Source organism: Streptomyces sp. NPDC019531, assembly GCF_044903305.1.
Classification (GTDB): Bacteria; Actinomycetota; Actinomycetes; order Streptomycetales; family Streptomycetaceae; genus Streptomyces.
The window spans coordinates 121,757-144,404 of record NZ_JBJDQL010000012.1; the positions used below are offsets into that span (position 1 = coordinate 121,757).

22 protein-coding genes are annotated in these 22,648 nt (G+C 70.2%); 5 read left to right on the forward strand and 17 right to left on the reverse strand.

Annotated features, from left to right (window positions below; all coding sequences use genetic code 11):
- Positions 1-2: 2 nt before the first annotated feature.
- The 12 genes from efp to ACI2L1_RS17335 all read right to left on the reverse strand — a co-directional run bounded on the left by efp (position 3) and on the right by ACI2L1_RS17335 (position 12,674).
- Positions 3-569: an elongation factor P gene (gene efp / locus ACI2L1_RS17280; RefSeq protein WP_404740157.1), complete on the reverse strand. Its 567-nt coding sequence runs from the start codon at positions 567-569 to the stop codon at positions 3-5.
- Between the two features lie 51 nt (positions 570-620).
- The gene (locus ACI2L1_RS17285) at positions 621-1,727 is read right to left on the reverse strand and encodes an aminopeptidase P family protein (protein ID WP_404740158.1); all 1,107 of its coding nucleotides are present in this window, start codon (positions 1,725-1,727) and stop codon (positions 621-623) included.
- Positions 1,728-1,898: 171 nt separating this feature from the next.
- Positions 1,899-2,777, reverse strand: coding sequence for a Pro-rich N-terminal domain-containing protein (locus ACI2L1_RS17290; protein WP_404740159.1), 879 nt, complete (start codon positions 2,775-2,777; stop codon positions 1,899-1,901).
- Between the two features lie 262 nt (positions 2,778-3,039).
- Positions 3,040-4,131, reverse strand: coding sequence for a 3-dehydroquinate synthase (gene aroB, locus ACI2L1_RS17295; protein WP_404740160.1), 1,092 nt, complete (start codon positions 4,129-4,131; stop codon positions 3,040-3,042).
- Positions 4,128-4,640 carry a shikimate kinase gene (locus tag ACI2L1_RS17300; protein WP_404740161.1) on the reverse strand — a complete coding sequence of 171 codons (513 nt, stop codon included), beginning with the start codon at positions 4,638-4,640 and terminating at the stop codon, positions 4,128-4,130. Before ACI2L1_RS17300 ends, aroB begins: the two co-directional genes overlap by 4 nt.
- Positions 4,637-5,821 carry a chorismate synthase gene (gene aroC / locus ACI2L1_RS17305; RefSeq protein WP_404740162.1) on the reverse strand — a complete coding sequence of 395 codons (1,185 nt, stop codon included), beginning with the start codon at positions 5,819-5,821 and terminating at the stop codon, positions 4,637-4,639. The genes ACI2L1_RS17300 and aroC overlap by 4 nt, the downstream gene beginning before the upstream one ends.
- A 254-nt stretch (positions 5,822-6,075) precedes the next feature.
- Positions 6,076-6,915, reverse strand: a complete 840-nt coding sequence (locus tag ACI2L1_RS17310; protein WP_404740163.1) for a shikimate dehydrogenase — start codon at positions 6,913-6,915, stop codon at positions 6,076-6,078.
- Complete coding sequence (mltG, locus tag ACI2L1_RS17315) at positions 6,896-8,653, reverse strand: endolytic transglycosylase MltG (RefSeq protein ID WP_404740164.1); 1,758 nt, start codon at positions 8,651-8,653, stop codon at positions 6,896-6,898. Before mltG ends, ACI2L1_RS17310 begins: the two co-directional genes overlap by 20 nt.
- A 122-nt stretch (positions 8,654-8,775) precedes the next feature.
- Positions 8,776-9,240 (reverse strand): Holliday junction resolvase RuvX, encoded by a 465-nt coding sequence (gene ruvX, locus ACI2L1_RS17320; RefSeq protein ID WP_404740165.1) that lies wholly within the window; start codon positions 9,238-9,240, stop codon positions 8,776-8,778.
- Positions 9,240-11,912 (reverse strand): alanine--tRNA ligase, encoded by a 2,673-nt coding sequence (alaS, locus tag ACI2L1_RS17325; RefSeq protein ID WP_404740166.1) that lies wholly within the window; start codon positions 11,910-11,912, stop codon positions 9,240-9,242. Before alaS ends, ruvX begins: the two co-directional genes overlap by 1 nt.
- On the reverse strand, positions 11,912-12,238 hold the full coding sequence (locus ACI2L1_RS17330) for a hypothetical protein (RefSeq protein WP_404740167.1): 327 nt from the start codon (positions 12,236-12,238) through the stop codon (positions 11,912-11,914). The genes alaS and ACI2L1_RS17330 overlap by 1 nt, the downstream gene beginning before the upstream one ends.
- A 10-nt stretch (positions 12,239-12,248) precedes the next feature.
- On the reverse strand, positions 12,249-12,674 hold the full coding sequence (locus ACI2L1_RS17335; RefSeq protein ID WP_404740168.1) for a DUF948 domain-containing protein: 426 nt from the start codon (positions 12,672-12,674) through the stop codon (positions 12,249-12,251).
- 151 nt (positions 12,675-12,825) lie between these two features.
- On the opposite strand from ACI2L1_RS17335, the gene ACI2L1_RS17340 reads away from it, so the two are divergent.
- Positions 12,826-15,033 (forward strand): ATP-binding protein, encoded by a 2,208-nt coding sequence (locus ACI2L1_RS17340; RefSeq protein WP_404740169.1) that lies wholly within the window; start codon positions 12,826-12,828, stop codon positions 15,031-15,033.
- 31 nt (positions 15,034-15,064) lie between these two features.
- On the opposite strand, the gene rpsD is transcribed toward ACI2L1_RS17340, so the two are convergent.
- From rpsD to ACI2L1_RS17355, 3 genes are all read right to left on the reverse strand, one after another.
- The gene (rpsD, locus tag ACI2L1_RS17345) at positions 15,065-15,679 is read right to left on the reverse strand and encodes a 30S ribosomal protein S4 (RefSeq protein ID WP_404740170.1); all 615 of its coding nucleotides are present in this window, start codon (positions 15,677-15,679) and stop codon (positions 15,065-15,067) included.
- A 294-nt stretch (positions 15,680-15,973) separates the two neighbouring features.
- Positions 15,974-17,329 (reverse strand): replication-associated recombination protein A, encoded by a 1,356-nt coding sequence (locus ACI2L1_RS17350; protein ID WP_404740171.1) that lies wholly within the window; start codon positions 17,327-17,329, stop codon positions 15,974-15,976.
- 46 nt (positions 17,330-17,375) lie between these two features.
- The gene (locus tag ACI2L1_RS17355; protein ID WP_404740172.1) at positions 17,376-18,038 is read right to left on the reverse strand and encodes a vitamin K epoxide reductase family protein; all 663 of its coding nucleotides are present in this window, start codon (positions 18,036-18,038) and stop codon (positions 17,376-17,378) included.
- 146 nt (positions 18,039-18,184) lie between these two features.
- On the opposite strand from ACI2L1_RS17355, the gene ACI2L1_RS17360 reads away from it, so the two are divergent.
- The 4 genes from ACI2L1_RS17360 to ACI2L1_RS17375 are packed head-to-tail and all read left to right on the forward strand — an operon-like array spanning position 18,185 to position 21,712.
- Positions 18,185-19,051: an ABC transporter ATP-binding protein gene (locus tag ACI2L1_RS17360; RefSeq protein ID WP_404740173.1), complete on the forward strand. Its 867-nt coding sequence runs from the start codon at positions 18,185-18,187 to the stop codon at positions 19,049-19,051.
- On the forward strand, positions 19,048-19,893 hold the full coding sequence (locus tag ACI2L1_RS17365) for an ABC transporter permease (protein ID WP_404740174.1): 846 nt from the start codon (positions 19,048-19,050) through the stop codon (positions 19,891-19,893). The genes ACI2L1_RS17360 and ACI2L1_RS17365 overlap by 4 nt, the downstream gene beginning before the upstream one ends.
- A complete protein-coding gene (locus ACI2L1_RS17370; RefSeq protein ID WP_404740224.1) occupies positions 19,890-21,089 on the forward strand; it encodes a sensor histidine kinase in 1,200 nt (399 codons plus the stop codon). Before ACI2L1_RS17365 ends, ACI2L1_RS17370 begins: the two co-directional genes overlap by 4 nt.
- Complete coding sequence (locus ACI2L1_RS17375; RefSeq protein ID WP_404740175.1) at positions 21,086-21,712, forward strand: response regulator; 627 nt, start codon at positions 21,086-21,088, stop codon at positions 21,710-21,712. Before ACI2L1_RS17370 ends, ACI2L1_RS17375 begins: the two co-directional genes overlap by 4 nt.
- A 9-nt stretch (positions 21,713-21,721) precedes the next feature.
- Here the strand turns inward: ACI2L1_RS17375 and ACI2L1_RS17380 are convergent, their stop codons facing one another.
- Positions 21,722-21,871 (reverse strand): hypothetical protein, encoded by a 150-nt coding sequence (locus ACI2L1_RS17380; protein WP_404740176.1) that lies wholly within the window; start codon positions 21,869-21,871, stop codon positions 21,722-21,724.
- Positions 21,872-22,054: 183 nt separating this feature from the next.
- Positions 22,055-22,480, reverse strand: a complete 426-nt coding sequence (locus ACI2L1_RS17385) for a tetratricopeptide repeat protein (RefSeq protein WP_404740177.1) — start codon at positions 22,478-22,480, stop codon at positions 22,055-22,057.
- Positions 22,481-22,648: the final 168 nt, after the last annotated feature.

A 22,648-nucleotide genomic window follows, 5' to 3' on the forward strand; every position in this document is an offset into this window, starting at 1 on the left:
GGTTAGCTGTTCACCCGGCCGAGGTAGTCGCTCGTGCGGGTGTCGACCTTGATCTTCTCACCGGTGGTGATGAAGAGCGGGACCTGGATCTGGTGACCTGTCTCCAGGATGGCGGGCTTGGTGCCACCGGTGGAGCGGTCGCCCTGGACGCCCGGCTCGGTCTCCTGGATGACGAGCTCGACGGCGGCCGGCAGCTCGACGAAGAGCACCTCGCCCTCGTGCTGCGCGACGGTGGCCGTGAAGCCCTCGATCAGGAAGTTCGCGGCGTCGGCGACCGTCTTGCGGTCGATCATCAGCTGGTCGTAGGTCTCCATGTCCATGAAGACGAAGTACTCGCCGTCCATGTACGAGAACTGCATGTCGCGCTTGTCGACAGTGGCCGTCTCGACCTTGACGCCGGCGTTGAACGTCTTGTCGACGACCTTGCCGGACAGCACGTTCTTGAGCTTGGTGCGCACGAATGCCGGGCCCTTGCCGGGCTTGACGTGCTGGAACTCGACGACGGACCACAGCTGGCCGCCTTCGAGCTTGAGCACCAGGCCGTTCTTGAGGTCGTTCGTGGAAGCCACGGTTGCGGAATCTCCTGGACTGACGTGGACGACCCCGGCGCACGCCTCTGCCTAGAGGGCGAGCAGCTCCTTGGTCGTGATGGTGAGTAGCTCGGGTCCGCCGTCCGCCTCGGGGCGTACGACGAGCGTGTCATCGATCCGGACGCCGCCCCGTCCCGGGAGGTGGACCCCCGGTTCGACGGTGACCGGCACGCAAGCGTCCAGTTTACCCATGGCCGCGGGGGCCAGCTGCGGGTCCTCGTCGATTTCGAGTCCCACACCGTGTCCGGTGAGCGACGGGAGGCCCTCGTGGTGCCCCGCGGACTCCAGTACCTGACGTGCCGCCCGGTCCACGTCACGGTAGGCCACACCGGGTGCCAGCACCTCGCGTCCGGCCCGCTGAGCGGCGAAGACGAGGTCGTACAGCTCGATCTGCCAGTCCGCGGGGGACGTACCGATGACGAAGGTACGGCCGATCTCGCAGCGGTAGCCGCGGTAGTTCGCACCCAGACAGACGGAGAGGAAGTCACCCTCCTCGACCCGGCGGTCGCTGGGGCGGTGGGCCCGACGGCCGGAGTTCGGACCGGTGCCGACGGATGTGACGAAGGCCGGCCCGTCGGCGCCGTGGTCGACGAGTCGGCGATCCAGTTCGAGGGCGAGATGCCGCTCGGTGCGGCCGACGAGGATGGACTCCAGGAGTTCGCCCAACGCCTGGTCGGCGATCTCGGCGCCGATGCGGAGGCAGGAGATCTCCTCCTCGTCCTTGATGATGCGGAGCTGTTCCACGGCACCGGCGAGATCCGCGAGGCGCAGGCGCGGGACGACCGAGCGGATCGCTCGGTACCGCGCGACCGTGAGGTGCTGTTCCTCCACGGCGAGCGAGTCCGCGCCCTGTCCTGTGGCGAGGTCTGCCGCGGCCACGGCGGGGTCACCTCCGGCACCGGGCAGGGTGTGGATGCGCAGGGCCCCGTCGGGGCGGCCGATGCCGGGACGGTCGTCCGGTGGGCCGGTGCACACCAGTAGATCCTCGGTGTTGCCGAGGAGCAGGGCGCTGCCCTGCGGGGCCGCGCCCGCGAGGTAGCGGACGTTGGCCGGGCGGGAGATCAGCGCGGCTTGACTGCCGCCGGCTCGGCAGCGGTCGCGTAGGCGGGCTCTACGGGTGGCGTACACCTCTGACATGAGTTGAGCGTAGGAGCGTTGCGGGTTCGGCGCCGTTCGAGGAAGGCCGAGTGGGGGTCGATCGTCTTGCGTGGACCCGGTGGGGGCTGGTCGCGCCCACGCGGCGGAGCCGCATATCGACACAGCCCCGCGCCCCTTGGTGGGTCCGGTCAGCCCTCCCCTGATAGGGCTCTACCAGCTCGGCGGACTCGCGATCGACCTCGCCAAAACGTCGTCCAGCACCTTCGCCGTCTGCGGTACGTCCATCTGGGAGTTGTCGATGATCGGGAGTCCCGAGCCGTACCACCCCGCCATCCGACCGTGGATCCGGGCGACCTCTTCGTCGGTCAGGCGGCGATTGCCCGAGCGTTCGGCGTTGCGCTCCAGGACGATCTCCAGGCCCGGCAGCAGGACCACGGGCAGCAGACCGGGGCCCACATGCCGCTTCCAGCCGCCGAGGCCGACCACCGGCCGGTCCGGGAACACCGCGTCGTCGAGGATGCAGGAGATGCCGTTGGCGAGGAAGTTGCGCGCGGCGAAGCCGCAGGTGCGGCGGGCGAGGCGGTACTGGGCCTCGGAGTGGTCGTTCCAGCCGGACTGGGGGTCGGCGAAACCTGAGCGGACCCATTCGCGTACGTCGTCGAGGCTGATGTGCGCGGTGGGGACCCGGCGGTGGTCGGCCCAGTACTTGGCGACGCTGGTCTTGCCGGCCCCGGCCGGGCCGATCAGCAGCACGGCGAGGGTGGTGCCGGCGGGATCGGACGCGGCGGCGGGCGGTGCGCTGGGTGCGCCCACGGGGGCACCGGGCGGCAGCGGCACATGGCCGGTGGTGTCCGGCACCGGCGCCGGGGAGTGCTGCGGGGCAGGCGGGACCGGGGAGTGCTGGGGCGCGGGCGGGACCGGGGGCGGGGCGAAGCCCGGTGCCGGGGGCGGTGGGGGCACCGGGGTGGAGCCCTGGTGCGCACCCGGGTGATGCGGTCCCGGATGGTGTGCGGCCGGCGACCAGCCGGTGGCCGGTCCGTGCCCCGGCTGATGGGGCGGCGGCAGCGGAGAACCCACTGCGTCCTGCATCCGGTGCCACTCCGTCTCGTCTTCTTCGGCTCGTTCGCCTCCGGGGCGCTCACGTCGGTGCCGTGAGCCCGAGCGCGCTCGGCCTCCCGTCCACGACGCGCCACTCCGGCTCACTCGCGGCAGGCTGATTGGCGCTGGCTGGGGGCATATACCCCCTCGCCACCGAACGGTACCGCCCCCGGCCGTCGTTTGGTGAACGGCCGGGGGCGGCCCGAAGTGCCCTCCCCGCAAGGCGAATCAGGCGGAACGCCCGTCGCGGGACTTACTGGCCGACCTCGCCGTACGCGGCGAGCAGCACGGCCGGGTCCGGTCCCTCCAGGACGGTGGGCTTGCCCAGTCCGTCGAGGACGATGAACCGCAGCAGATTGCCGCGGGACTTCTTGTCGACCTTCATGGTCTCAAGGAGCTTGGGCCACTGGTCGTAGCGGTAGTGCAGCGGCAGGCCGACCGACTCCAGGACAGTGCGGTGGCGGTCGGCGGTGGCGTCGTCCAACCGGCCCGCCAGACGGCCCAGTTCGGCGGCGAAGTGCATTCCTACGGCCACCGCGGCGCCGTGCCGCCACTTGTACCGCTCGTTCTTCTCGATGGCATGGGCCAGCGTGTGGCCGTAGTTGAGGATCTCCCTGAGGCCCGACTCCTTGAGGTCGGAGGAGACGACCTCGGCCTTGACCCGGATCGAGCGCTCGATGAGCTCGGCGGTGTGCGGGCCGGCCGGAGTGCGCGCGGCCTGCGGGTCGGACTCGATGAGCTCCAGGATCACCGGGTCGGCGATGAAGCCGGCCTTGATGATCTCGGCGAGCCCGGAGACGTAGTCGTTGACCGCCAGGGAGTCCAGCGCGGCCAGGTCGCACAGGACACCGGCCGGCGGGTGGAAGGCACCGACGAGGTTCTTGCCCTCGGCGGTGTTGATGCCGGTCTTGCCGCCGACGGCAGCGTCGACCATGGCGAGCACGGTGGTCGGGATGGCGATCCAGCGCACCCCGCGCAGCCAGGTCGCGGCCACGAACCCGGCGAGGTCGGTGGTCGCGCCGCCGCCCACGCCGACCACGACGTCGGAGCGGGTGAAGCCGGACTGGCCGAGCGCCTTCCAGCAGTAGGCGGCGACCTCGGCGGTCTTGGCCTCCTCCGCGTTCGGGACCTGGATGGCGACGGCCTCGAAGCCCTGCGCGGCGAGGTCGGCGCGCAGCGCGTCCCCGGTGTCGGCGAGCGCCTCGGGATGGATGACGGCGACCCGCTGGGCCTTCTCCCCGACCAACGCGCCGAGCTCACCCAGGAGTTGACGTCCCACCAGGACCTCGTACGGATCGCTGCCCGCGGTGCCGCCGACCTGGATGCGCGTCACTGCCTCGCTCATGCTTCTTTCAACTCCAGTGCGTCCAGCGCGATGTCGGTGACTTCTTCGGGTGTACGGCCGTCGGTGACCACGACCGCCGTGGCGATCGACTCGTACAGGTGCCGGCGGGCCTCCATCAGCTCGCGCCACTGCTTGCGCGGGTTGACCGCGAGCAGTGGACGCGCGGCGTTCAGACCGGTGCGTTTGACCGCTTCCTCTACGTCCATCGACAGGTACAGCACCCGCTGCCCGGCCAGCAGGGCGCGGGTGTCCTCGTCCAGGATCGAGCCGCCGCCCAGCGACAGGACACCGTCATGCCCCGCAAGCGCCCGCTCCACCGCGGCCTTCTCGATCGTCCGGAACACCGGCTCGCCCTCGTCGACGAAGATCTCCGCGATGGTGCGGCCCTGCTCGGTGACGATGTCGTCGTCGGTGTCCCGGTAGCCCACGCCGAGCCGCCCGGCGAGCAGCTGCCCGACGGTGGACTTGCCCACGCCCATCGGCCCGACGAGGACCACCACAGGGCTCATCGGATCGCCAGGTTGTCGAGGTAGGACCGCACGTTGCGGCGGGTCTCCACGACATTGTCGCCGCCGAACTTCTCCGCCACCGCGTCCGCCAGCACCAGCGCGACCATCGCCTCGGCCACGATCCCGGCGGCCGGCACCGCGGAGACGTCGGAGCGCTGGTGGTGGGCCTGCGTCGCCTCTCCGGTGGTCACATCCACGGTCTGCAGGGCCCGCGGCACGGTCGCGATCGGCTTCATGGCGGCCCGGACCCGCAGCAGCTCACCCGTGGACAGCCCGCCCTCGGTGCCGCCGGCGCGGCCCGACACCCGGCGGATGCCCTCGGAGGTGTTCACGATCTCGTCGTGGGCCTTGGAGCCGGGCACCCGCGCCAGCTCGAAGCCGTCACCGAGCTCGACGCCCTTGATCGCCTGGATGCCCATCAGCGCACCGGCGAGGCGGGCGTCCAACTTGCGGTCCCAGTGCACATGCGAGCCCAGACCGACCGGGACGCCGTAGGCCAGGATCTCGACCACGCCACCGAGGGTGTCGCCGTCCTTGTGGGCCTGATCGACCTCGGCGACCATCGCCTTCGACGCGTCCGCGTCCAGGCAGCGCAGCGGGTCGGCGTCCAGCTTCTCCACATCGGCCGGGGTCGGGTACACCCCGGCCGGGGCCTTCACCGAGCACAGCTCCACGACATGGCTGACGATCTCGATGCCGGCCGTCTCCTTCAGATAGGAGCGGGCCACCGCGCCCAGCGCCACCCGGGCCGCCGTCTCCCGCGCCGAAGCACGCTCCAGGATCGGCCGGGCCTCGTCGAAGCCGTACTTCTGCATGCCCGCCAGGTCGGCGTGACCGGGCCGCGGCCGGGTCAGCGGCGCGTTGCGCGCCAGCCCCGCCAGGATCTCGGGGTCGATGGGATCGGCCGACATGACCTGCTCCCACTTCGGCCACTCGGTGTTGCCCACCATGATCGCCACCGGGGAACCCAGCGACAGACCGTGCCGGACCCCGCCCAGGAAGGTGACCTCGTCACGCTCGAACTTCATGCGGGCACCGCGGCCATAGCCAAGACGCCGCCTCGCCAAGTGGTCCGCCACCATCTCCGTGGTGATCGGCACGCCGGCGGGAAGACCCTCCAGCGTCGCCACGAGTGCGGGACCGTGGGACTCCCCCGCGGTCAGCCAGCGCAACCTGCTCAACGGTGCTCCTCAGTGCTCGCGCCCTGGTACTGCCCTGCTTACGCGCGTCCTCGCGTACGGCAACGGCGCGACCAGGTGCGCGGCCCCGGCCCGCCACCTCCGATCCTCCCACGTTCGGCGCGGGGAACCGGTCACAGGTCCAGCAGACGGACGTGGACACACGTACCGGGCTCTCAGACCCCAGGCGGACGTCGCGACGGCCGCCTGGGCGACGACGGCCCGCCGGCATCACCGGACGGCTTCGCCGAAGGCGCTCAGCGGGCCGCCAGCGCGTGCTCGCCCGCCTTGCGCATGGCCTCCACGGGCGCCGGCTTCAGGCCCGTCATCTGTTCGACCTGGAGCACGGCCTGGTGCACCAGCAGATCGAGACCGCTGACCACGGCCCCGCCGATCATCGACCAGCGGGCGGCGAGCTCGGTCGGCCACGGGTCGTAGAGCACGTCGAAGAGGGCCGCGGGCCGCTCCGGTACGGCATGGGCGAGCGCGTCCGTCGCCCCGGCGGGGGTGGTCGCGATCACCAGGGGCGCGCGCAGGGCGTCGGCCGCGGCATCCCAGTCCGCCGTACGCACGTCGATGCCGAGGCGTTCGCCCCACTGCCGCATCTCGGCGGCCCGGCCCTCGCTGCGTACGTAGGCGACGACCTCGCCGGTGCAGATCCGGGCGAGCGCGGCGAGCGCGGAGGAGGCGGTGGCGCCGGCGCCCAGGATCGCCGCCGAGTCGACCTGTTCGATGCCCCGTTCCCCGAGGGCGGCGACCATTCCCGGGATGTCGGTGTTGTCGCCGAAACGGCGGCCGTCGGCCCCGAACACGACCGTGTTGACCGCCTCCACCGAGGCGGCGGTCTCGCTGATCTCGTCGAGCAGGGGGATGACCGCCCGCTTGAGCGGCATGGTCAGCGACAGCCCGGCCCACTCCGTACCGAGCTGCTCGACGAACCCGGGCAGGGCGGCCTCGTCGAGCTCGAACCGGTCGTACGACCAGCCCGTGAGCCCCAGCTCCTCGTAGGCGGCGCGGTGCAGCACCGGGGAGAGGGAGTGGGCGATGGGCTTGCCGAGGACGGCTGCCCGTCGGGCGTCAGCTGCCCGTGGCCTCATTGAACTTGTCCTTGAGCTTCAGGAATTCGTCGTGGGTCTTGGCGAATTCGGTCTTGTTCACGCCGTCGGTCGCGACGAAGTAGTACCAGCCGTCGTCCGTCGGATCGAGTGCCGCCTTCAGTGCGGTGACGCCAGGATTGTCGATCGGTCCGGGTGGCAGACCCTTGGTCGTGTACGTGTTGTACGGGTCCTTGTTGCTCTTGATCTCCGACTCGGAGATGTTGATGTTGCTCTGGCCCTTCAGGTAATTGAAGGTCGAGTCGAACTGCAGCAGACCGTAGGTCTCGGGGTTCGCGAGGTTGAGCCGGTTGTAGACCACTTCCGCCATCTTGCGGTAGTCGTCCTCGGTCTTGCCCTCCGCCTGGACGAGGCTCGCGACCGTGATGACCTGCAGCGGACTGTCGAGCTTGAGCGCCTTGGCCTTCGCCTCCAGGTCGTACTTGCCGTATGTCTGGGCGGCCTGGGTGACCATGTCCTTCAGTACCGTCTCGGGCTTCATGCCCTTCGCGGCGGGATAGGTGCCCGGATAGAGGAAGCCCTCCAGCGGGTCCTTGATTTCCTCATTGTCGTTCGCCCAGCTCGGCAGCCCGAGGCTCTTGTACTTTTCTTTGGCGGTCTTTCGCGTGGTGCCGGAATCAAGATCGAGTTTCTCGTCGATCAGCTTGTAGACACTGATGTTCCGTGCCCCCGGAGCAACCAGGACGTTGTTCTGGCTCTTCGGGTCGAGCATCATCACAACGGCGCTCTCGGCGGACATCTCCTTCTTCAGCAGATAGGCGCCGGCCTGGATCGACTTCCCCTTGGGGTTCTGCTCCTGGGCGGTCACGAAGGCGTCGACGCTCTTGACGACACCCGCCTCCTTGAGCAGTCGGCCGATCTCGTAACCGCCCGCTCCCTTGGGGATCTGGACGTTGACCATCTGGGCCGTGCCGTCCCCTGCGTAGTCCGGGGCCGCGGCGAAACGATTTTGGTAGAACTGGTAGCCGAAGTATCCGACGCCGCCGATCCCGCCGCCGAACACCAGCAGGACCACCAGACAGGCGCAGCCGCTCTTGCGCTTCTTGGCGCCTTTGCCGCCGCGGCTCCGCCGGTCGCCATGATCGCCCGACGGCTCGTCCGAGTCGTCCTCGTCGTCACCGCCGGCGAAGAAAGCGTGTTCGCCCTGGTCCGGGCCGGGATCCCAGTCGGTCTGCGGCTCCGATTCGGCACGCCGACGGCTCGGCGGCTCCGGTGGCGGGTAGGCGTCCGGGCTGCCGTAGTAGTCCTGCTGCTCAGCGCCGTACGCGGCGGCCTGCTGGCCGTACGGATCCGACGGGTCGGCGGGGTACGGGGCCTGCCCCTGCGCACCGGCCGCCCAGCCGGTGTTGTCGTACGACTGCTGCGACTGGCCCTGATAGGCCTGCTGGTCGTACTGCTGCTGGTCGTACTGCTGATGCTGCTGGTCGTACTGGTGGTTGTACTGCTGGTGCTGGTGGTTGTACTGCTGGTGCTGGTCGTACTGGCCGTCGTGCTGCGGGTACTGCTGCTGCGCCTGACCGTATGCGCCCTGCTGGCCGTCGCCCCAGCCACCGTTGTCGTACTGCGGCTGCTGCGGCTGTTGCGGATAGTGCTGCGGCTGGCCGCCGTAGGGGGACTGCTGGCCCGCGTGGGCCTGCTGTCCACCCCATCCGTCATCCCCGTACAACGGGTCCTCCGGATGCCACGGTTCGGAGCCTTCGCCCCGGCCATACTCAGTCATCGATCCCCTAGAGCCGCGAGGCGGCGGTCACCTGCTTTCACGATCCGGCTACCGCTCCGCCTCTTTCTGTGCGGTGACTGTTCGAATGTCGCCGCATCGCGCGGAACGTTACCGTATCGCGATCAGATGACCACTTCGACGCCCTCGCCGGGGGCTTTACCTGACGCCCGCTCGGATTCGAGTGCCTGTTGAAGGATGATCACGGCCGCTGCCTGGTCAATGACCGATCTGCCCTTTTTGGATTTCACTCCGGATGCGCGCAGTCCCTGACTGGCCGTCACCGTGGTCATCCGCTCGTCGACGAGCCGCACCGGAACGGGCGCGATTCCGCGGGCGAACTCCTGGACGAAGCCACGGACCTTCACCGCGGCCGGGCCCTCGCCCCCCTTGAGGGAGCGAGGCAGTCCGACCACGACCTCGATCGGTTCGTACTCCTCGACCAGCTGCTTCAGCCGACGCTGAGCTGCCGGGACGTCCCGGCCGGGGACCGTCTCCACCGGAGTGGCGAGGATCCCGTCGGGGTCGCACGAGGCGACCCCGATGCGGGCGTCCCCGACATCGATCGCGAGTCGACGGCCCCTGCGCATTACTTGGCCGTCTCCCCGACCAGGCGCTCCACGGCGTCCACGGCCTCGCCGACGGCCGCCGGGTTCTGGCCGCCGCCCTGGGCGACGTCCGGCTTGCCGCCACCGCCGCCGCCGAGGGTCTTGGCGGCGGCGCGGACCAGGTCACCGGCCTTGAGACCGCGCTCGCGGGCGGCCTCGTTGGTGGCGATGACCGTGAGCGGCTTGCCGTTGTTGACCGTGAACAGGGCGACCACGGCGGCCCGCCCGCCCTGGATGCGGCCGCGCACGTCGAGGACCAGCCTGCGCAGGTCGTCGGGGGTCGTGCCGTCCGGCACCTGGCCGGTGACGACCGCGATCCCGCGGATGTCCTTCGCGGACTCGGCGAGACCGGCCGCGGCCTGCAGGACCTTCTCGGCGCGGAACTTCTCGATCTCCTTCTCGGCGTCCTTCAGTTTGCCGAGCATGGCGGAGACCTTCTCCGGGAGCTCCTCAGGACGGCCCTTGATCAGCTCCTGAAGCTGGGCGACGACCGTGTGCTCACGGGCCAGGAAGTTGTACGCGTCGACACCGACGAGCGCCTCGATACGGCGGACACCGGAGCCGATCGACGACTCGCCGAGCAGCTTGACCAGGCCGAGCTGCGAGGTGTTGTGCACGTGGGTGCCGCCGCACAGCTCCTTGGAGAAGTCGCCGATGGTGACGACCCGGACGCGCTCGCCGTACTTCTCGCCGAACTCGGCGATGGCGCCCTGCTTCTTGGCCTCGTCGATGCCCATGACGTCGGCGCGGACGTCGAGGTCGCGGGCGAGCACCTCGTTGATCTTCTGCTCGACGTCGGTCATCACGGCCGTCGGAACGGCGGCCGGGGAGCCGAAGTCGAAGCGGAAGCGGCCGGGCTGGTTCTCGGAACCGGCCTGGGCGGCCGTCGGGCCGAGCGCGTCACGCAGGGCCTGGTGGGTGAGGTGGGTGGCCGAGTGGGCACGGGCGATGGCCGTACGACGACGGCCGTCGATCGAGGCGTGGGCCTTGGCGCCGACGGTCACCTCACCGAACTGAACGACGCCCTTGTGGACGTAGACGCCCGGGACCGGCTTCTGGCAGTCGCGGATCTCGATGACGGCACCGGAGTCGACCTTGATCTTGCCGGTGTCGCCGATCTGGCCGCCGCCCTCGGCGTAGAAGGGCGTACGGTCGAGGACGATCTCGACCTCGTCGCCCTCGGTGGCGGCCGGCGAGGAGGCGCCGTCGACCAGGATGCCGACGACGGTGGACTCGCCCTCTGTGTCGCTGTAGCCGATGAAGTCGGTCTCACCGACCTTGTCGGCGATCTCCCGATAGGCGCCGGCACCGGCGTGGCCGGTCTTCTTGGCCTGGGCGTCGGCCTTGGCGCGCTCCCGCTGCTCCTTCATCAGGCGGCGGAAGCCGTCCTCGTCCACGGAGAGGCCCTGCTCGGCGGCCATCTCCAGGGTGAGGTCGATCGGGAAGCCCCAGGTGTCGTGGAGCAGGAACGCCTTGTCGCCGGCGAGGACCGTGCCACCGGACTGCTTGGTCTCGGTGACGGCGGTGTCGAGGATGTTGGTGCCGGCCTTGAGCGTCTTGAGGAAGGCGTTCTCCTCGGCGACGGCGACCTTCTCGATGCGCTCGCGGTCGGTGACGAGCTCCGGGTACTGCTGGCCCATCATGGCGATCACGGTGTCGACCAGGTCGAGCACGACAGGACCGGAGGCACCGAGCAGACGCATGTTGCGGATGGCGCGGCGCATGATGCGGCGCAGGACGTAACCGCGGCCCTCGTTGCCGGGGGTGACACCGTCTCCGATGAGCATGACGGACGTACGCATATGGTCGGTGACCACGCGCAGGGAGACGTCCGAGTCGTGGGCGTCGCCGTAGGCCACGCCGGTCAGCTCGGTGGCCTTCTTGATGACGGCCATGGAGGTGTCGATCTCGTACATGTTCTGCACGCCCTGCAGAATCATGGCGAGGCGCTCAAGTCCGAGGCCGGTGTCGATGTTCTTGCTGGGGAGCTCGCCGAGGATCTCGAAGTTGTCCTTGCCGATGCCCTCGCCGCGCTCGTACTGCATGAAGACGAGGTTCCAGATCTCCACGTACCGCTCGTCGTTGACGGCGGGGCCGCCCTCGACGCCGAACTCGGGGCCGCGGTCGTAGTTGATCTCGGAACACGGGCCGCAGGGTCCGGGGACGCCCATGGACCAGTAGTTGTCCTTCATGCCGAGGCGCTGGATGCGCTCCTTGGGCACGCCGATGATCTCGTGCCAGATGCGCTCGGCCTCGTCGTCGTCCTTGTAGACGGTGATCCAGAGCTTCTCCGGCTCCAGTCCGTAACCACCCTTGTCCTGGGGGCTGGTGAGCAGCTCCCAGGCGTACTGAATGGCGCCTTCCTTGAAGTAGTCGCCGAAGGAGAAGTTGCCGCACATCTGGAAGAACGTGCCGTGGCGGGTGGTCTTGCCGACCTCTTCGATGTCGGGGGTGCGCACGCACTTCTGCACGCTGGTGGCGCGCGCCCACGGGGGCTTGACCTCACCGAGGAAGTACGGCTTGAAGGGGACCATGCCGGCGGGGACGAGGAGCAGAGTCGGGTCGTCCGCGATGAGCGACGCCGAAGGAACGACGGTGTGACCGCGCTCCTCGTAGAAGCTCAACCAGCGGCGGCGGATTTCAGCCGACTCCATCAGTGGTCCTCATTCCGGTTGTACGAATGCGTGGTGTACGTCGTGTTCTCGATGGCGGCGATGCGCCTGGGCGCCGGCAGTTCGGGATCTTCTCGGATACCGAGGGCGTCCGTCAGCTCGGCCTCCCGCTGGGCCATGTTGTCGCGGACGTCGACCGCGAAGCCGACCGCGCGGTCCTTGATGCGGGCGCCCGTCTCGATCGCCTTGTTGGCCGCCGTGGCGGCGAGGCTCTCGGGGGTCAGCTGCCTCAGCTTGCGATTCACCTTGGTGGTGGCCCAGACACCGGCGGCCACGCCGGTGGAGAACCAGAAAGTACGGCGGAACATCTCTTGAGCCTCAGTCCCTCTTCCCGCGGCCCCGGGAGACGGCCCGGCCCACGATCACGGTACGCCGGGATGCCTTCGCGGGCGCCTCGTCCTTGCGGCCGCCGATCGCGCGGCGCACGCCGTAGCCGAAGGCCGCGACCTTGACCAGGGGGCCGCCGAAGGTGGAGGCGACGGTGGTGGACAGCGCGGAGGCGTTCGACGTGACCTCCTGGACGTCCGAGGCGATCGCATCGACCCGGTCGATCTGGGTCTGCGCCGAGCGCACCGCTCCGGCGGCGTCGGCCAACAGCGGCACGGCCTGGTCGGTCACGTCCGCCACGAGTTTGGTGGTCGCCCTGAGCGTCTGGGCCAGCCTCGCCAGGGCTACGGCGAGGAAGGAGACCAGGATCGCCCAGAAGACGGCCACCAGGATCCCGGCAACCTCTCCACCGGACACTCTGGCACCTGCTCTCATGAACACCTGTGGACAACGGTGCCGAGCCTATCGCGCCGGGGACGGCGCTCCGCACCGGATTACCCCCTGCCCGCGCGGGAGTCGCCCGCGACGACTGTACGGAGTGAACACGCTTCAGTACGCTCCGTCTTCCATGCGCAGTCATCAGCCCGGCGGCACCGAGGCGAACGGCAATCTCCCCCTGGAGCTCGACGGGTTCGTGGGCCGCGATGCCGAACTCTCCGGACTGGCGCGGGCGCTCGACGCGTCCCGGCTGGTGACCGTGACGGGTCCGGGCGGTATCGGCAAGTCGAGGCTCGCGGCGCGGGTGGCCGACGGCCGGTGCGCGCCGCCCGACGGGGTGTGGCGGGTCGAGCTGGCCGCCGTACGCGATCCGGAGTTCGTCGACTACGCGGTCGTGGAGACGCTGGCACTCACGGATCACACCACCCGACTGCCGCGCGAGACGCTTCTCGCGCACCTCGCCGGGCGCCGACTCCTGCTGGTCCTGGACGGTTTCGAACATCTGGTGGACGCGTGCGCGGACCTGGTCGTGGACCTGCTGGGACGGGTTCCGGGGCTGGCCGTCCTGGCCGTCGGGCGCAGACCGCTGTCCGTGTCCGGCGAGCAGGTGTTCGCGCTGGGGCCGCTGAGCGAGGACGAGTCCGTGGAACTGTTCGCCGAGCGGGCCGGGCGGCAGGGGGTGAGGGCCGGGGACGATCCGCACGTGCGGGAGCTGTGCCTACGTCTGGACGGCATCCCGCTGGCGATCGAGCTGGCCGCGGGACGACTGGGCGCACTGTCCCCCGGTCAGCTTCTGGAGCGGCTCGACGACCGCTTCCGGCTGCTGACGGGCGGCGGCCGCGACACCCTCGCCCGACATCGCACACTGCGCACGGCGAGCGGCTGGAGCCATGAACTGTGCACGCCCGAGGAGCGGTTGCTGTGGTCACGGCTGTCGGTGTTCGCCGGGCAGTTCGACCTGGAGGCCGCGGAGTACGTGTGCAGCGGCGGCGGTCTGCACTCCGACGACGTCCTCGACGTGCTGTCCGCGCTGGTCACCCAGTCCGTGGTGACCCGCGAGGAGACCGCGACGGGCGTGCGCTACGGGATGCTCGACACCGTCCGTGCCTATGGCGTCGAGTGGCTGGAGGCGACCGGCGACGCCGTCCGGCTGCGCAGGCGGCATCGCGACTGGTACGTCGGCCTGGCGACCTGGTGCGAGCTGGACTGGTTCTCCCCGCGGCAGAACGAGGTGGTCGCCCGGATCGAGGCCGAGCTGCCGAACCTGCGCTGTGCCCTGGAGTACTGCCTCTCCGAGCCCGACGGAGTGGAGCTGGGCCTGCTGCTCGCGGGCTCCCTCTGGTTCTGCTGGGTCGGCTGCGGGCGTCTCTCGGAAGGGCGACACTGGCTGGAGCGCACCGTCGACCTGGAGCCGCCCGGAGCCTTGGAGCCGGGCCGTGATCCGGGGCCCGGGGACGAGCACTCCCGGCTGAAGGCCCTCTGGGTCCTCGGCCATGTGGGGATCCTGCAGGGCGACACGGTGCCCGCGCTGGCTGCGCTGCAGGAGTGCCGAGAGGGGGCGGAACGGTCCGCGAACCCGGCGGCCATGGCCTACGCCGAGCACCGCACCGGCTGTCTGGCTCTCGTCTCGGACGACATGCCCCGCGCGGAGACGCTGCTGCGCTCGTCGCTGGAGCGTTACCGGGAGATCGGCGAGCTCAACAGCAATGTGCTGATGGGCCAGGTCGAGCCGGCCATGGCCCGCGCCTTCCTGGGAGACCTGCCGGACGCGGTGCGGCTGTGCGAGGACGTGCGCCGGGTGTGCGAGGACCACGGCGAGCGCTGGGCGCGTTCGTATGCGCTGTACGTCCTGGCGTACGCGGCCTGGAGCGAGGGCGATCCGGCGCGCGCGCGTGAGCTGCTCACCTGCTGTCTGACCTGTGCGCACGCCTTCCACGACCTGCTCGGCTCGGTCCTGTCCATCGAGCTGCTCGCGCTGGTCACGGTGACCCAGGGCGACGCGGCCGAGGCCGCCGTGCTGCAGGGCGCGGCGGCCGCCCTGTGGCCGTCGGTGGGCCTTCCGCTGTTCGGCTCGGCCTACTACAACGGCCCGCACGAGCTGTGCGAGGCGACTGCCCGGGAGCGACTGGGCGGCGAGCGGTACGAGGCGTGCGTACGGCAGGGGGCCCGGCTCGACCGGGAGGAGGCGGTGGCCCGGGCCCTGCGGCGGGGCGGGCGGGAGCCGGAGCTGGAAGCGCTGCCGGCACCGCGCGGGCCGGTACGGCACACACCGGCCGCCTCGAAGACGCAGGAACCCGCCGCCTCGCCCACCCGGAAGGGCGGGGAGACGGCGGGCTGAGGTGATGCGTGGTGCTAGCGCCTGCTGGTGATCAGCGGGCGTAGTACTCGACGACGAGCTGCTCGTCGCAGATCACCGGGATCTCCTTGCGGTTCGGCTCACGGTCCAGGCGGAAGGCCAGGGCGCGGAGGTTCACCTGGAGGTAGCGCGGGGTCTCACCGTCGGGGGCGAAGCCGCCCTCACGGGCGACGGAGAAGAGGGTCTTCTCGCGGCTGCGCTCACGGACCATCACGACGTCGTCGGGCTTGACGCGGAAGGACGGCTTGTCGACCTTCTGGCCGTTGACCTCGATGTGGCCGTGGACGACCATCTGGCGGGCCTGGTAGATCGTGCGGGCGATGCCCGAACGCAGGACCAGCGCGTCGAGACGGCGCTCGAGCTCGATGATCAGGGCCTCACCGGTCTTGCCCTGAACCTTGGAGGCACGCTCGTAGGCGCGGACGAGCTGACGCTCGGACACGTCGTACTGCGCGCGCAGACGCTGCTTCTCCAGCAGACGGACCTTGTAGTCCGAGTTCTGCTTGCGGCCACGACCGTGCTCACCCGGCGGGTAGGGACGGGCCTCGAAGTACTTGACGGCCTTCGGGGTCAGCGCGATGCCGAGGGCACGCGACTTCTTGACCTTGGGGCGGGACTGGTTCGCCACAGTTTCTCTTTTCTCGGTTTCCGGCTTGTCAGGGTTGAGGGAGGTCGCATCCGCAGCCGGGGAAACCCTTCGCGCCTGGTGGACGTGATGGGCAGCCGCTCCCCTGGTCTGGGCACATACGTGCAGCACGCGAGTGGCCCACCGACCGGTCTCCCCCTGGGGGTGAGTGGTGGTGGGCTGCCCGCGACACCGATCGAACGGTGCGCGACGCTCCGGGAACCCACTGGGGGTTCCGGCTGACCGTCCCGTTCTGACTGCACGGGACACAGCACTTCGAGGGATTCTACAGGGTGCTCAGGACCGCTTGCGACCGAGGTTCCGGCGGGTCCACTCCACCGCGTCCGCGTAGCGGGCCTCGGCGCCGTGCCGGGTGGGTGTGTAGTACTCCCGGTCCTTGAGCTCCTCCGGGGCGTACTGCTGGGCGGCGATGCCTTCGGGCAGGTCGTGCGGATAGACATAGCCCTGGGCGTGGCCGAGCTTGGCGGCGCCCTTGTAGTGCCCGTCCCTCAGGTGCATGGGCACGGGCCCCGCATGCCCCTTGCGTACGTCCTCCATGGCGGCGCCGATCGCTGTGGTCGCCGCGTTGGACTTGGGGGCGAGGGCGAGGGCGATGGTGGCGTGGCTCAACGTCAGCGCGGCCTCGGGGAAGCCGATCATGGCTACGGCCTGGGCGGCGGCCACGGCTATGGGGAGCGCGTGGGGATCCGCGAGACCGATGTCCTCGCTGGCCGAGATCATCAGGCGGCGGGCGATGAAGCGGGGGTCCTCGCCGGCTTCGATCATGCGGGCCAGGTAGTGCAGGGCCGCGTCGACGTCGGAGCCCCTGATGGACTTGATGAGGGCGCTGGCCACGTCGTAGTGCTGGTCGCCGTCGCGGTCGTACTTCACGGCCGCGCGGTCCACCGTCTCCTCCAGGGTGGTGAGGGAGATCTCCGGCTCGCCCTTGTCGAGCGCGGCCCCGGCAGCGGCCTCCAGGGCGGTCAGGGCGCGGCGGGCGTCTCCGCCGGCGATCCGCAGGAGGTGGTCCTCGGTGTCCTCGGGGAGGGCCACGGCGTCCTTCAGACCCCGCTCGTCGCTCAGCGCCCGCTTCAGGAGCCCTCTGAGGTCGTCGTCGGTGAGGGGTTCGAGGGTCAGCAGCAGGGACCGGGACAGCAGCGGCGAGATCACCGAGAAGTACGGGTTCTCGGTGGTCGCCGCGATCAGGGTCACCCAGCGGTTCTCGACCGCGGGCAACAGGGAGTCCTGCTGGGCCTTGCTGAAGCGGTGGATCTCGTCGAGGAAGAGAACGGTCTCCTTGCCGAAGCCGCCGGTGGCGCGGCGTGCTCCGTCGATGACCGCGCGGACCTCCTTGACGCCGGCGGTGATCGCGGAGAGCTCCACGAAACGCTTGTTCGTCGCCTTCGAGACGACGTACGCCAGGGTCGTCTTGCCGGTGCCCGGCGGGCCCCAGAGGATCACGGAGGAGGGCCCGGCGGGGCCGCCGCTGCCCTCGCCGACCAGTCGGCGCAGCGGCGAACCCGGCTTCAGCAGGTGTTGCTGGCCCACCACCTCGTCGAGGGTGCGCGGGCGCATCCGGACCGCCAGGGGACTGCCGGCCGGATCCTTCTCCTGGCGCTCTTCCGCCGCGGCGGTGAACAGATCGGGCTCCACGTTCAAAACCCTATGTCACCGCACTGACAACGCCGTGGGCCGTCGGTCAGGCCCAGAGGCTGCTGCCCCAACGGGTCAGGATCAGCATGGCGATGACGCCGCAGTGCGTGACCGGCAGGACCCAGGTGAACTCGGAGAGGAAGCGCTTGAGCCAGCCCGGGGACGGCAGCAGGTCGTTGCGGATGTTGAACGAGGTCACGTACCAGAACATCGTGATCGTCGCGACCCAGGCCAGCGAGCACCACAGGCACAGCGCGTTGATCTTGTACAGCGACTGGAACTGCAGCCAGGTGCAGAAGGCCACGCCGAAGAGCGTGCCGAAGTTGAAGGTGAGCCAGTACCAGCGCGGGAAACTCACACGGGTCAGCAGGCTCATGCCGACGCAGATGACGATGCCGTAGCAGACGAGGCCGAGCACCGGGTTGGGGAACCCGAAGGCGGCGGCCTGCTTGCTCTCCATCACGCTGCCGCAGGAGACGATCGGGTTGAGGGAGCAGCTCGGTGTGAACGTCTTGCCGCTGACCTTGCCCTCAAGGATCTTGAACTTGTCGATCGTGATGACCCAGGCGGCGAGCAGTCCGGCGGCGCCGGTGATCACCAGCAGCAGGGCGAAGGCACGGCTGCCCCCCACCGTCCGGGGCGCTGCGTCGGCGGCCGCCGACGAGGGCTCGGGCTCCGTGGAGACGTCTTTCACTGTGGTCTTGCTCATCACGCCGATCCGTCTGCTTGAGAGTTGGACCTTCTTCGGGCAGATGGCCATTGTGCCGCACCCGTAGGCCTGTCCACCGTTCGGTGGACATAAGGAAGTACGCACGGTCGTTGCTGAGCGTTCGGTTCCGGCCGAGGCTCTCAGGCATGACCACACACGCGAACGAACTCGCGGTGGACGTTCGGGGGCTGCGCAAGCAGTACGGCGACGTGACCGCGGTCGACGGAATCGATCTCGGCATCCGCAGGGGTGAGGTCTTCGGCCTGCTCGGACCCAATGGCGCGGGCAAGAGCACCACGGTGGAGATCCTCCAGGGCAACCGGAACCGGGACGCGGGCGACGTCTCGGTGCTCGGCGCCGACCCGGCACAGGGCACACGCGCGTGGCGGTCCCGTGTAGGAATCGTCTGGCAGGACGAATCCGCGCCCGCCGAGTTGACGGTCGGCGAGACCGTCCGGCACTTCGCCCGCTATTACCCGAGGCCGCGGGACCCGGAGGAGGTCATCGGCCTGGTGGGTCTTGAGGCCAAGGCGGGCAGCCGGATCAAGGCGCTGTCGGGCGGTCAGCGGCGGCGCCTGGACGTGGCACTCGGCGTGATCGGCGGCCCCGAGCTGCTGCTCCTGGACGAGCCGACGACCGGCTTCGACCCGGCGGCCCGGCGCCAGTTCTGGGACCTCATCCGGCTGCTGTCCGACGAGGGCACCACGATCCTGCTCACCACGCACTACCTGGAGGAGGCCGAGGCGCTCGCCGACCGGCTGGCCGTGATCTCCCGGGGGAAGGTCGTCGCCGAGGACGAACCGGCCGCCCTGCGCGAGCGGTTCGGCACCGGCGCCACCGTCGAGTGGACCGAACCGGACGGCGCGCCGCGCACCGAGCACACCGACACCCCGACCAGGACGGTCGCCGAACTGACGCACCGCTTCGACGGCGAGATCCCTGGGCTCAAGGTGAGCCGACCCACGCTGGAGGACGTCTACCTCCGGCTGACCGGACAGGAGGACGCGCGATGACCACGACCGCCGTACGGTTTCGGACCGATGCCCACTCCGTCGGGCTGCCCGGCGCCTGGGGGCTGGGACTTCGGCGGGGTGCCCTGGAGATCAGGCAGTTCTTCCGCCAGCGCGACCAGGTGGTGTTCACCTTCGCCTTCCCGGTGGTCTTCCTGTTCCTGTTCGCGTCGATCTTCAGCGACGACGTGGAGGGGGCGGGCATCACCGCCTCGCAGCTGTACGTCCCGGCGATGATGGCCGCGGGCATCATGTCGACGAGCTTCCAGTCACTCGGCATCTCGATCGCCATCGAGCGGGACGAGAAGGTGCTGCGCCGGCTGCGCGGCACTCCGATGCCGCCGGCGGCGTACTTCCTAGGCAAGATCTGGCTGGTTCTGGTCACCGGTCTCATGGAGACGGCGATCCTGCTGCTCGTCGGCACCACGCTGTACGACGTCGATCTGCCCTCGGACGCCGGCAGGTGGTTCACCTTCGCCTGGATCTTCGTGCTCGGTCTGACGGCGTGCGCGCTGCTCGGCATCGCGATCAGTTCGGTGCCCAACTCCAGCAAGAGCGCGAGCTCCGTGGTCGTGCTGCCCTTCCTGGTCCTGCAGTTCATCTCCGGGGTGTACATCGCGATCGACACGATCCCGGGCTGGATGCTGAACATCGGTGCGCTGTTCCCGCTGAAGTGGATGTGCCAGGGGCTGCGCGGGGTGTTCCTGCCGGACTCGGCGCAGGTCCTGGAGCAGGCCGGCGGCTGGGAGTTCGGGCGTATCGCCCTGGTGCTGGGGGCGTGGTGCGTCGGAGGATTGCTGCTGTGTCTGCTGACCTTCCGGTGGAAGAACCGGCGCGACGGATGAAGGACTCGGCGGGGGCCGCCGGCGCCTACAGCTGGGACCGCTCGTTCCGGCTGTGGGACACCTACTTCGCCCTCATCTGGCTGGCCACCCTGGCGTTCGTGCTCGGCACACAGCACCCGGGGTGGCCGGTCCGCGTCACCGCGGCGGCGCTGCTGGTGCCGCTGGTCCCGCTGTTCGTGTGGACGGGCCGTCCGTTGCTGAAGGGCGACCCGCCGCCCGAGCGCCAGGCCCTCGGCTACCTCGTCGCGATGACGGCCCTGTTCCTGCCCTCGGCGATCCTGGTGGGCGAGACCCGGCTGATGACCTTCGCGCTCGTCCCCCAGTGCTTCATGACGCTGCGGATGCGGTGGGCGATCACCATGGTGGCCCTGATCAACCTGGCCCCGGTGGTGGGTTGGGCGCTGCTGTGGTGGCCGAGCGACCAGGACGTCTTCTTCAACGGGCTGTTCGCCGTGGTCACCCTCGTCTTCTCGGTGGCCGTGGGCAGTTGGGTGATCCGGATCATCGACCAAAGCCAGGAGCGGGCGGCCCTGATCGCCGAGCTGGACGCGAGCCGGCACGAGGTCTCGCGGCTGTCGGCGGCGCACGGGGCGCTGGCCGAGCGGCAGCGGATGGCCCGGGAGATCCACGACACCCTCGCGCAGGGCTTCACCAGTCTGCTGATGCTGGTCCAGGCCGTGGAGGCGGAGCTCGACCACGACCTACCGCAGGCCCGCCGTCATCTGGCCCTGATGGACGAGACGGCCCGGCTGAACCTCGCCGAGGCGCGGGCCCTGGTGACCGACGGCACCCCCGCCGACCTGGACGGCGCGACGCTGCCGGACGCGCTGTGCCGACTGTCGGCCCGGCACTCCGCGAGGCTCGACGTGACCGGCCGGGTCCGTCCGCTGCCGGCCGGCTCCGAGGTCGTCGCCCTGCGCGCCTGTCAGGAGGCGCTCACCAACTGCCGTAAGCACGCGGGAAGTTCGGCGAAGGTGACCGTCGACCTCGGCTACTCCGACGAAAGCCTCACCCTGTCCGTGCGGGACGACGGCCACGGCTTCGACCCGAAGGCCGCCCGTGACGGCTACGGCCTCGCGGGGCTCCGGGCCCGCGCCACCGAGGTCGGCGGGACGGTCCGGGTGCACAGCGCGCCGGGCGGCGGCACCACGGTCACCGTCCATCTGCCCGTGCCGTCCCCGAGGAGCTGTCCATGATCCGCATCATCCTGGCCGACGACCATCCCGTCGTACGGGAGGGCCTGCGGGCGATGCTGACCGCGGAGCCGGACCTGGAGGTGGTCGCCGACGCGTCCAGTGGGCCGCAGGCGGAGGCGCTGGCGGCGGAACTCCGGCCCGACATCGTGCTGATGGACCTGCGGATGCCGGGCGGCTCGGGTGTGGAGTCGATCGTACGGATGACCGAGGCAGGGCTGCCCTGCCGGGTGATCGTGCTGACCACGTACGAGACGGACCGGGACATCCTGCGGGCCGTGGAGGCGGGAGCGGCGGGTTACCTCCTCAAGGACCTTCCCCGGGCCGAACTGGCGGATTCCGTGAGGGCCGCCGCCCGCGGCGAGACGGTCCTGGCTCCGACGGTGGCCGCCCGCCTGGTCGACCAACTACGCACCAGGCCGGAGCGGCCCCGCCTGTCGGAGCGGGAGACCGCGGTGCTACGACTGGTGGCGGAGGGCTGCACCAACGCGGAGATCGGACGGCGTCTGTACATAGGCGAGTCGACGGTGAAGACCCATCTCCTGCGCGCCTTCGGCAAGTTGGGGGTGGCCGACCGGACCGCCGCCGTCACCAGTGCCATGCGGTACGGGCTGCTCGACCAGTGAAGCCGCCGATCAGGTGCCGTCGATGCGGTCGAGCAGGGCTCGGGCCTCGGCGGTGCGGTAGTGCTCGGGGCCGAAGGCGGCCACGCAGGCGTCGTGGGCGACAGCGGCCCGGGAGCGGGCCTCGGAACCGCGGCCCAGCCCCAGGAGGGCGCCTGCCATGGCCAGTTCGACGGCACCGGTCTCCGGGTGGCGCTGTTCCTCCGGCAGGCGCCGACTCAGCTTCTCGGCGCGCTTCGCCTCGGCGAGCGCTTCCTCGTGACGGGCCTGCCCGTTGAGACTGCGCGCCAGGCCCAGCCGCAGGGTCAGGGCGAACCGGTCCGCGGTGGAATGAGCGGCGAGGGCCTAACGGGCGAGCCGCTCGGCCTCCGGGTGGCGGCCCTGCGCGTTGACGGCATAGATCTGTCCGTTGCGGGCGGCCGCCTCCATACGCGGCCGCTCCGGCCCCCTGACCCGGACCGCGGCCCGGGCCACGGCCGCGCACTCCGCCTCGCACTCGGCGTGCCTGCCGAGCGCGATCAGCGTCTGGGCACGGTTCGAGCGCAACATCAGGGTCCGTGGGTGTTCGGCGCCGAAAGCCCTGCCGTACGCCGGCAGCAGCGCGTCGTACTCGGCGAGTGCCTCGGCATGGCGGCCCTGGGCGCCCGTCGCCAGCGCGGCGACGGCGAGCGCCAGTGGTGCTTCGTCGGGCCGGTCCGCGGCCACGGCACGGGCCTTGGCCTCCGCCTCGGCATAACGCCCTGCTTGCAGCAGGGCCACAACCGGGGCCAAGGCAGGCCTCACCGTGCTCACTTCGCCGTCTCGGCCCCGCGACCGGAAGAGTCTCATGCCCGGAGCCTACGAACTCGACGCACGCCCGTTCGAGATCATCGCGAAGCGTTTACCCGGCCGCCCGGCCCCGCTGGGGTCCGTCCGGCGGATCAGGCCGGCTTCGAGCAA

Excerpts from the sequence above, each read along its gene's own strand:
- ACI2L1_RS17285 (WP_404740158.1), bottom strand. The coding sequence starts at position 1,727 with ATGTCAGAGGTGTACGCCACCCGTAGAGCCCGCCTACGCGACCGCTGC.
- ACI2L1_RS17290 (WP_404740159.1), bottom strand. The coding sequence starts at position 2,777 with ATGCAGGACGCAGTGGGTTCTCCGCTGCCGCCGCCCCATCAGCCGGGG.
- aroB (WP_404740160.1), bottom strand. The coding sequence starts at position 4,131 with ATGAGCGAGGCAGTGACGCGCATCCAGGTCGGCGGCACCGCGGGCAGC.
- ACI2L1_RS17300 (WP_404740161.1), bottom strand. The coding sequence starts at position 4,640 with ATGAGCCCTGTGGTGGTCCTCGTCGGGCCGATGGGCGTGGGCAAGTCC.
- ACI2L1_RS17310 (WP_404740163.1), bottom strand. The coding sequence starts at position 6,915 with ATGAGGCCACGGGCAGCTGACGCCCGACGGGCAGCCGTCCTCGGCAAG.
- mltG (WP_404740164.1), bottom strand. The coding sequence starts at position 8,653 with ATGACTGAGTATGGCCGGGGCGAAGGCTCCGAACCGTGGCATCCGGAG.
- ruvX (WP_404740165.1), bottom strand. The coding sequence starts at position 9,240 with ATGCGCAGGGGCCGTCGACTCGCGATCGATGTCGGGGACGCCCGCATC.
- alaS (WP_404740166.1), bottom strand. The coding sequence starts at position 11,912 with ATGGAGTCGGCTGAAATCCGCCGCCGCTGGTTGAGCTTCTACGAGGAG.
- ACI2L1_RS17330 (WP_404740167.1), bottom strand. The coding sequence starts at position 12,238 with ATGTTCCGCCGTACTTTCTGGTTCTCCACCGGCGTGGCCGCCGGTGTC.
- ACI2L1_RS17340 (WP_404740169.1), top strand. The coding sequence starts at position 12,826 with ATGCGCAGTCATCAGCCCGGCGGCACCGAGGCGAACGGCAATCTCCCC.
- ACI2L1_RS17355 (WP_404740172.1), bottom strand. The coding sequence starts at position 18,038 with ATGAGCAAGACCACAGTGAAAGACGTCTCCACGGAGCCCGAGCCCTCG.
- ACI2L1_RS17360 (WP_404740173.1), top strand. The coding sequence starts at position 18,185 with ATGACCACACACGCGAACGAACTCGCGGTGGACGTTCGGGGGCTGCGC.
- ACI2L1_RS17365 (WP_404740174.1), top strand. The coding sequence starts at position 19,048 with ATGACCACGACCGCCGTACGGTTTCGGACCGATGCCCACTCCGTCGGG.
- ACI2L1_RS17370 (WP_404740224.1), top strand. The coding sequence starts at position 19,890 with ATGAAGGACTCGGCGGGGGCCGCCGGCGCCTACAGCTGGGACCGCTCG.
- ACI2L1_RS17375 (WP_404740175.1), top strand. The coding sequence starts at position 21,086 with ATGATCCGCATCATCCTGGCCGACGACCATCCCGTCGTACGGGAGGGC.
- ACI2L1_RS17380 (WP_404740176.1), bottom strand. The coding sequence starts at position 21,871 with ATGGCAGGCGCCCTCCTGGGGCTGGGCCGCGGTTCCGAGGCCCGCTCC.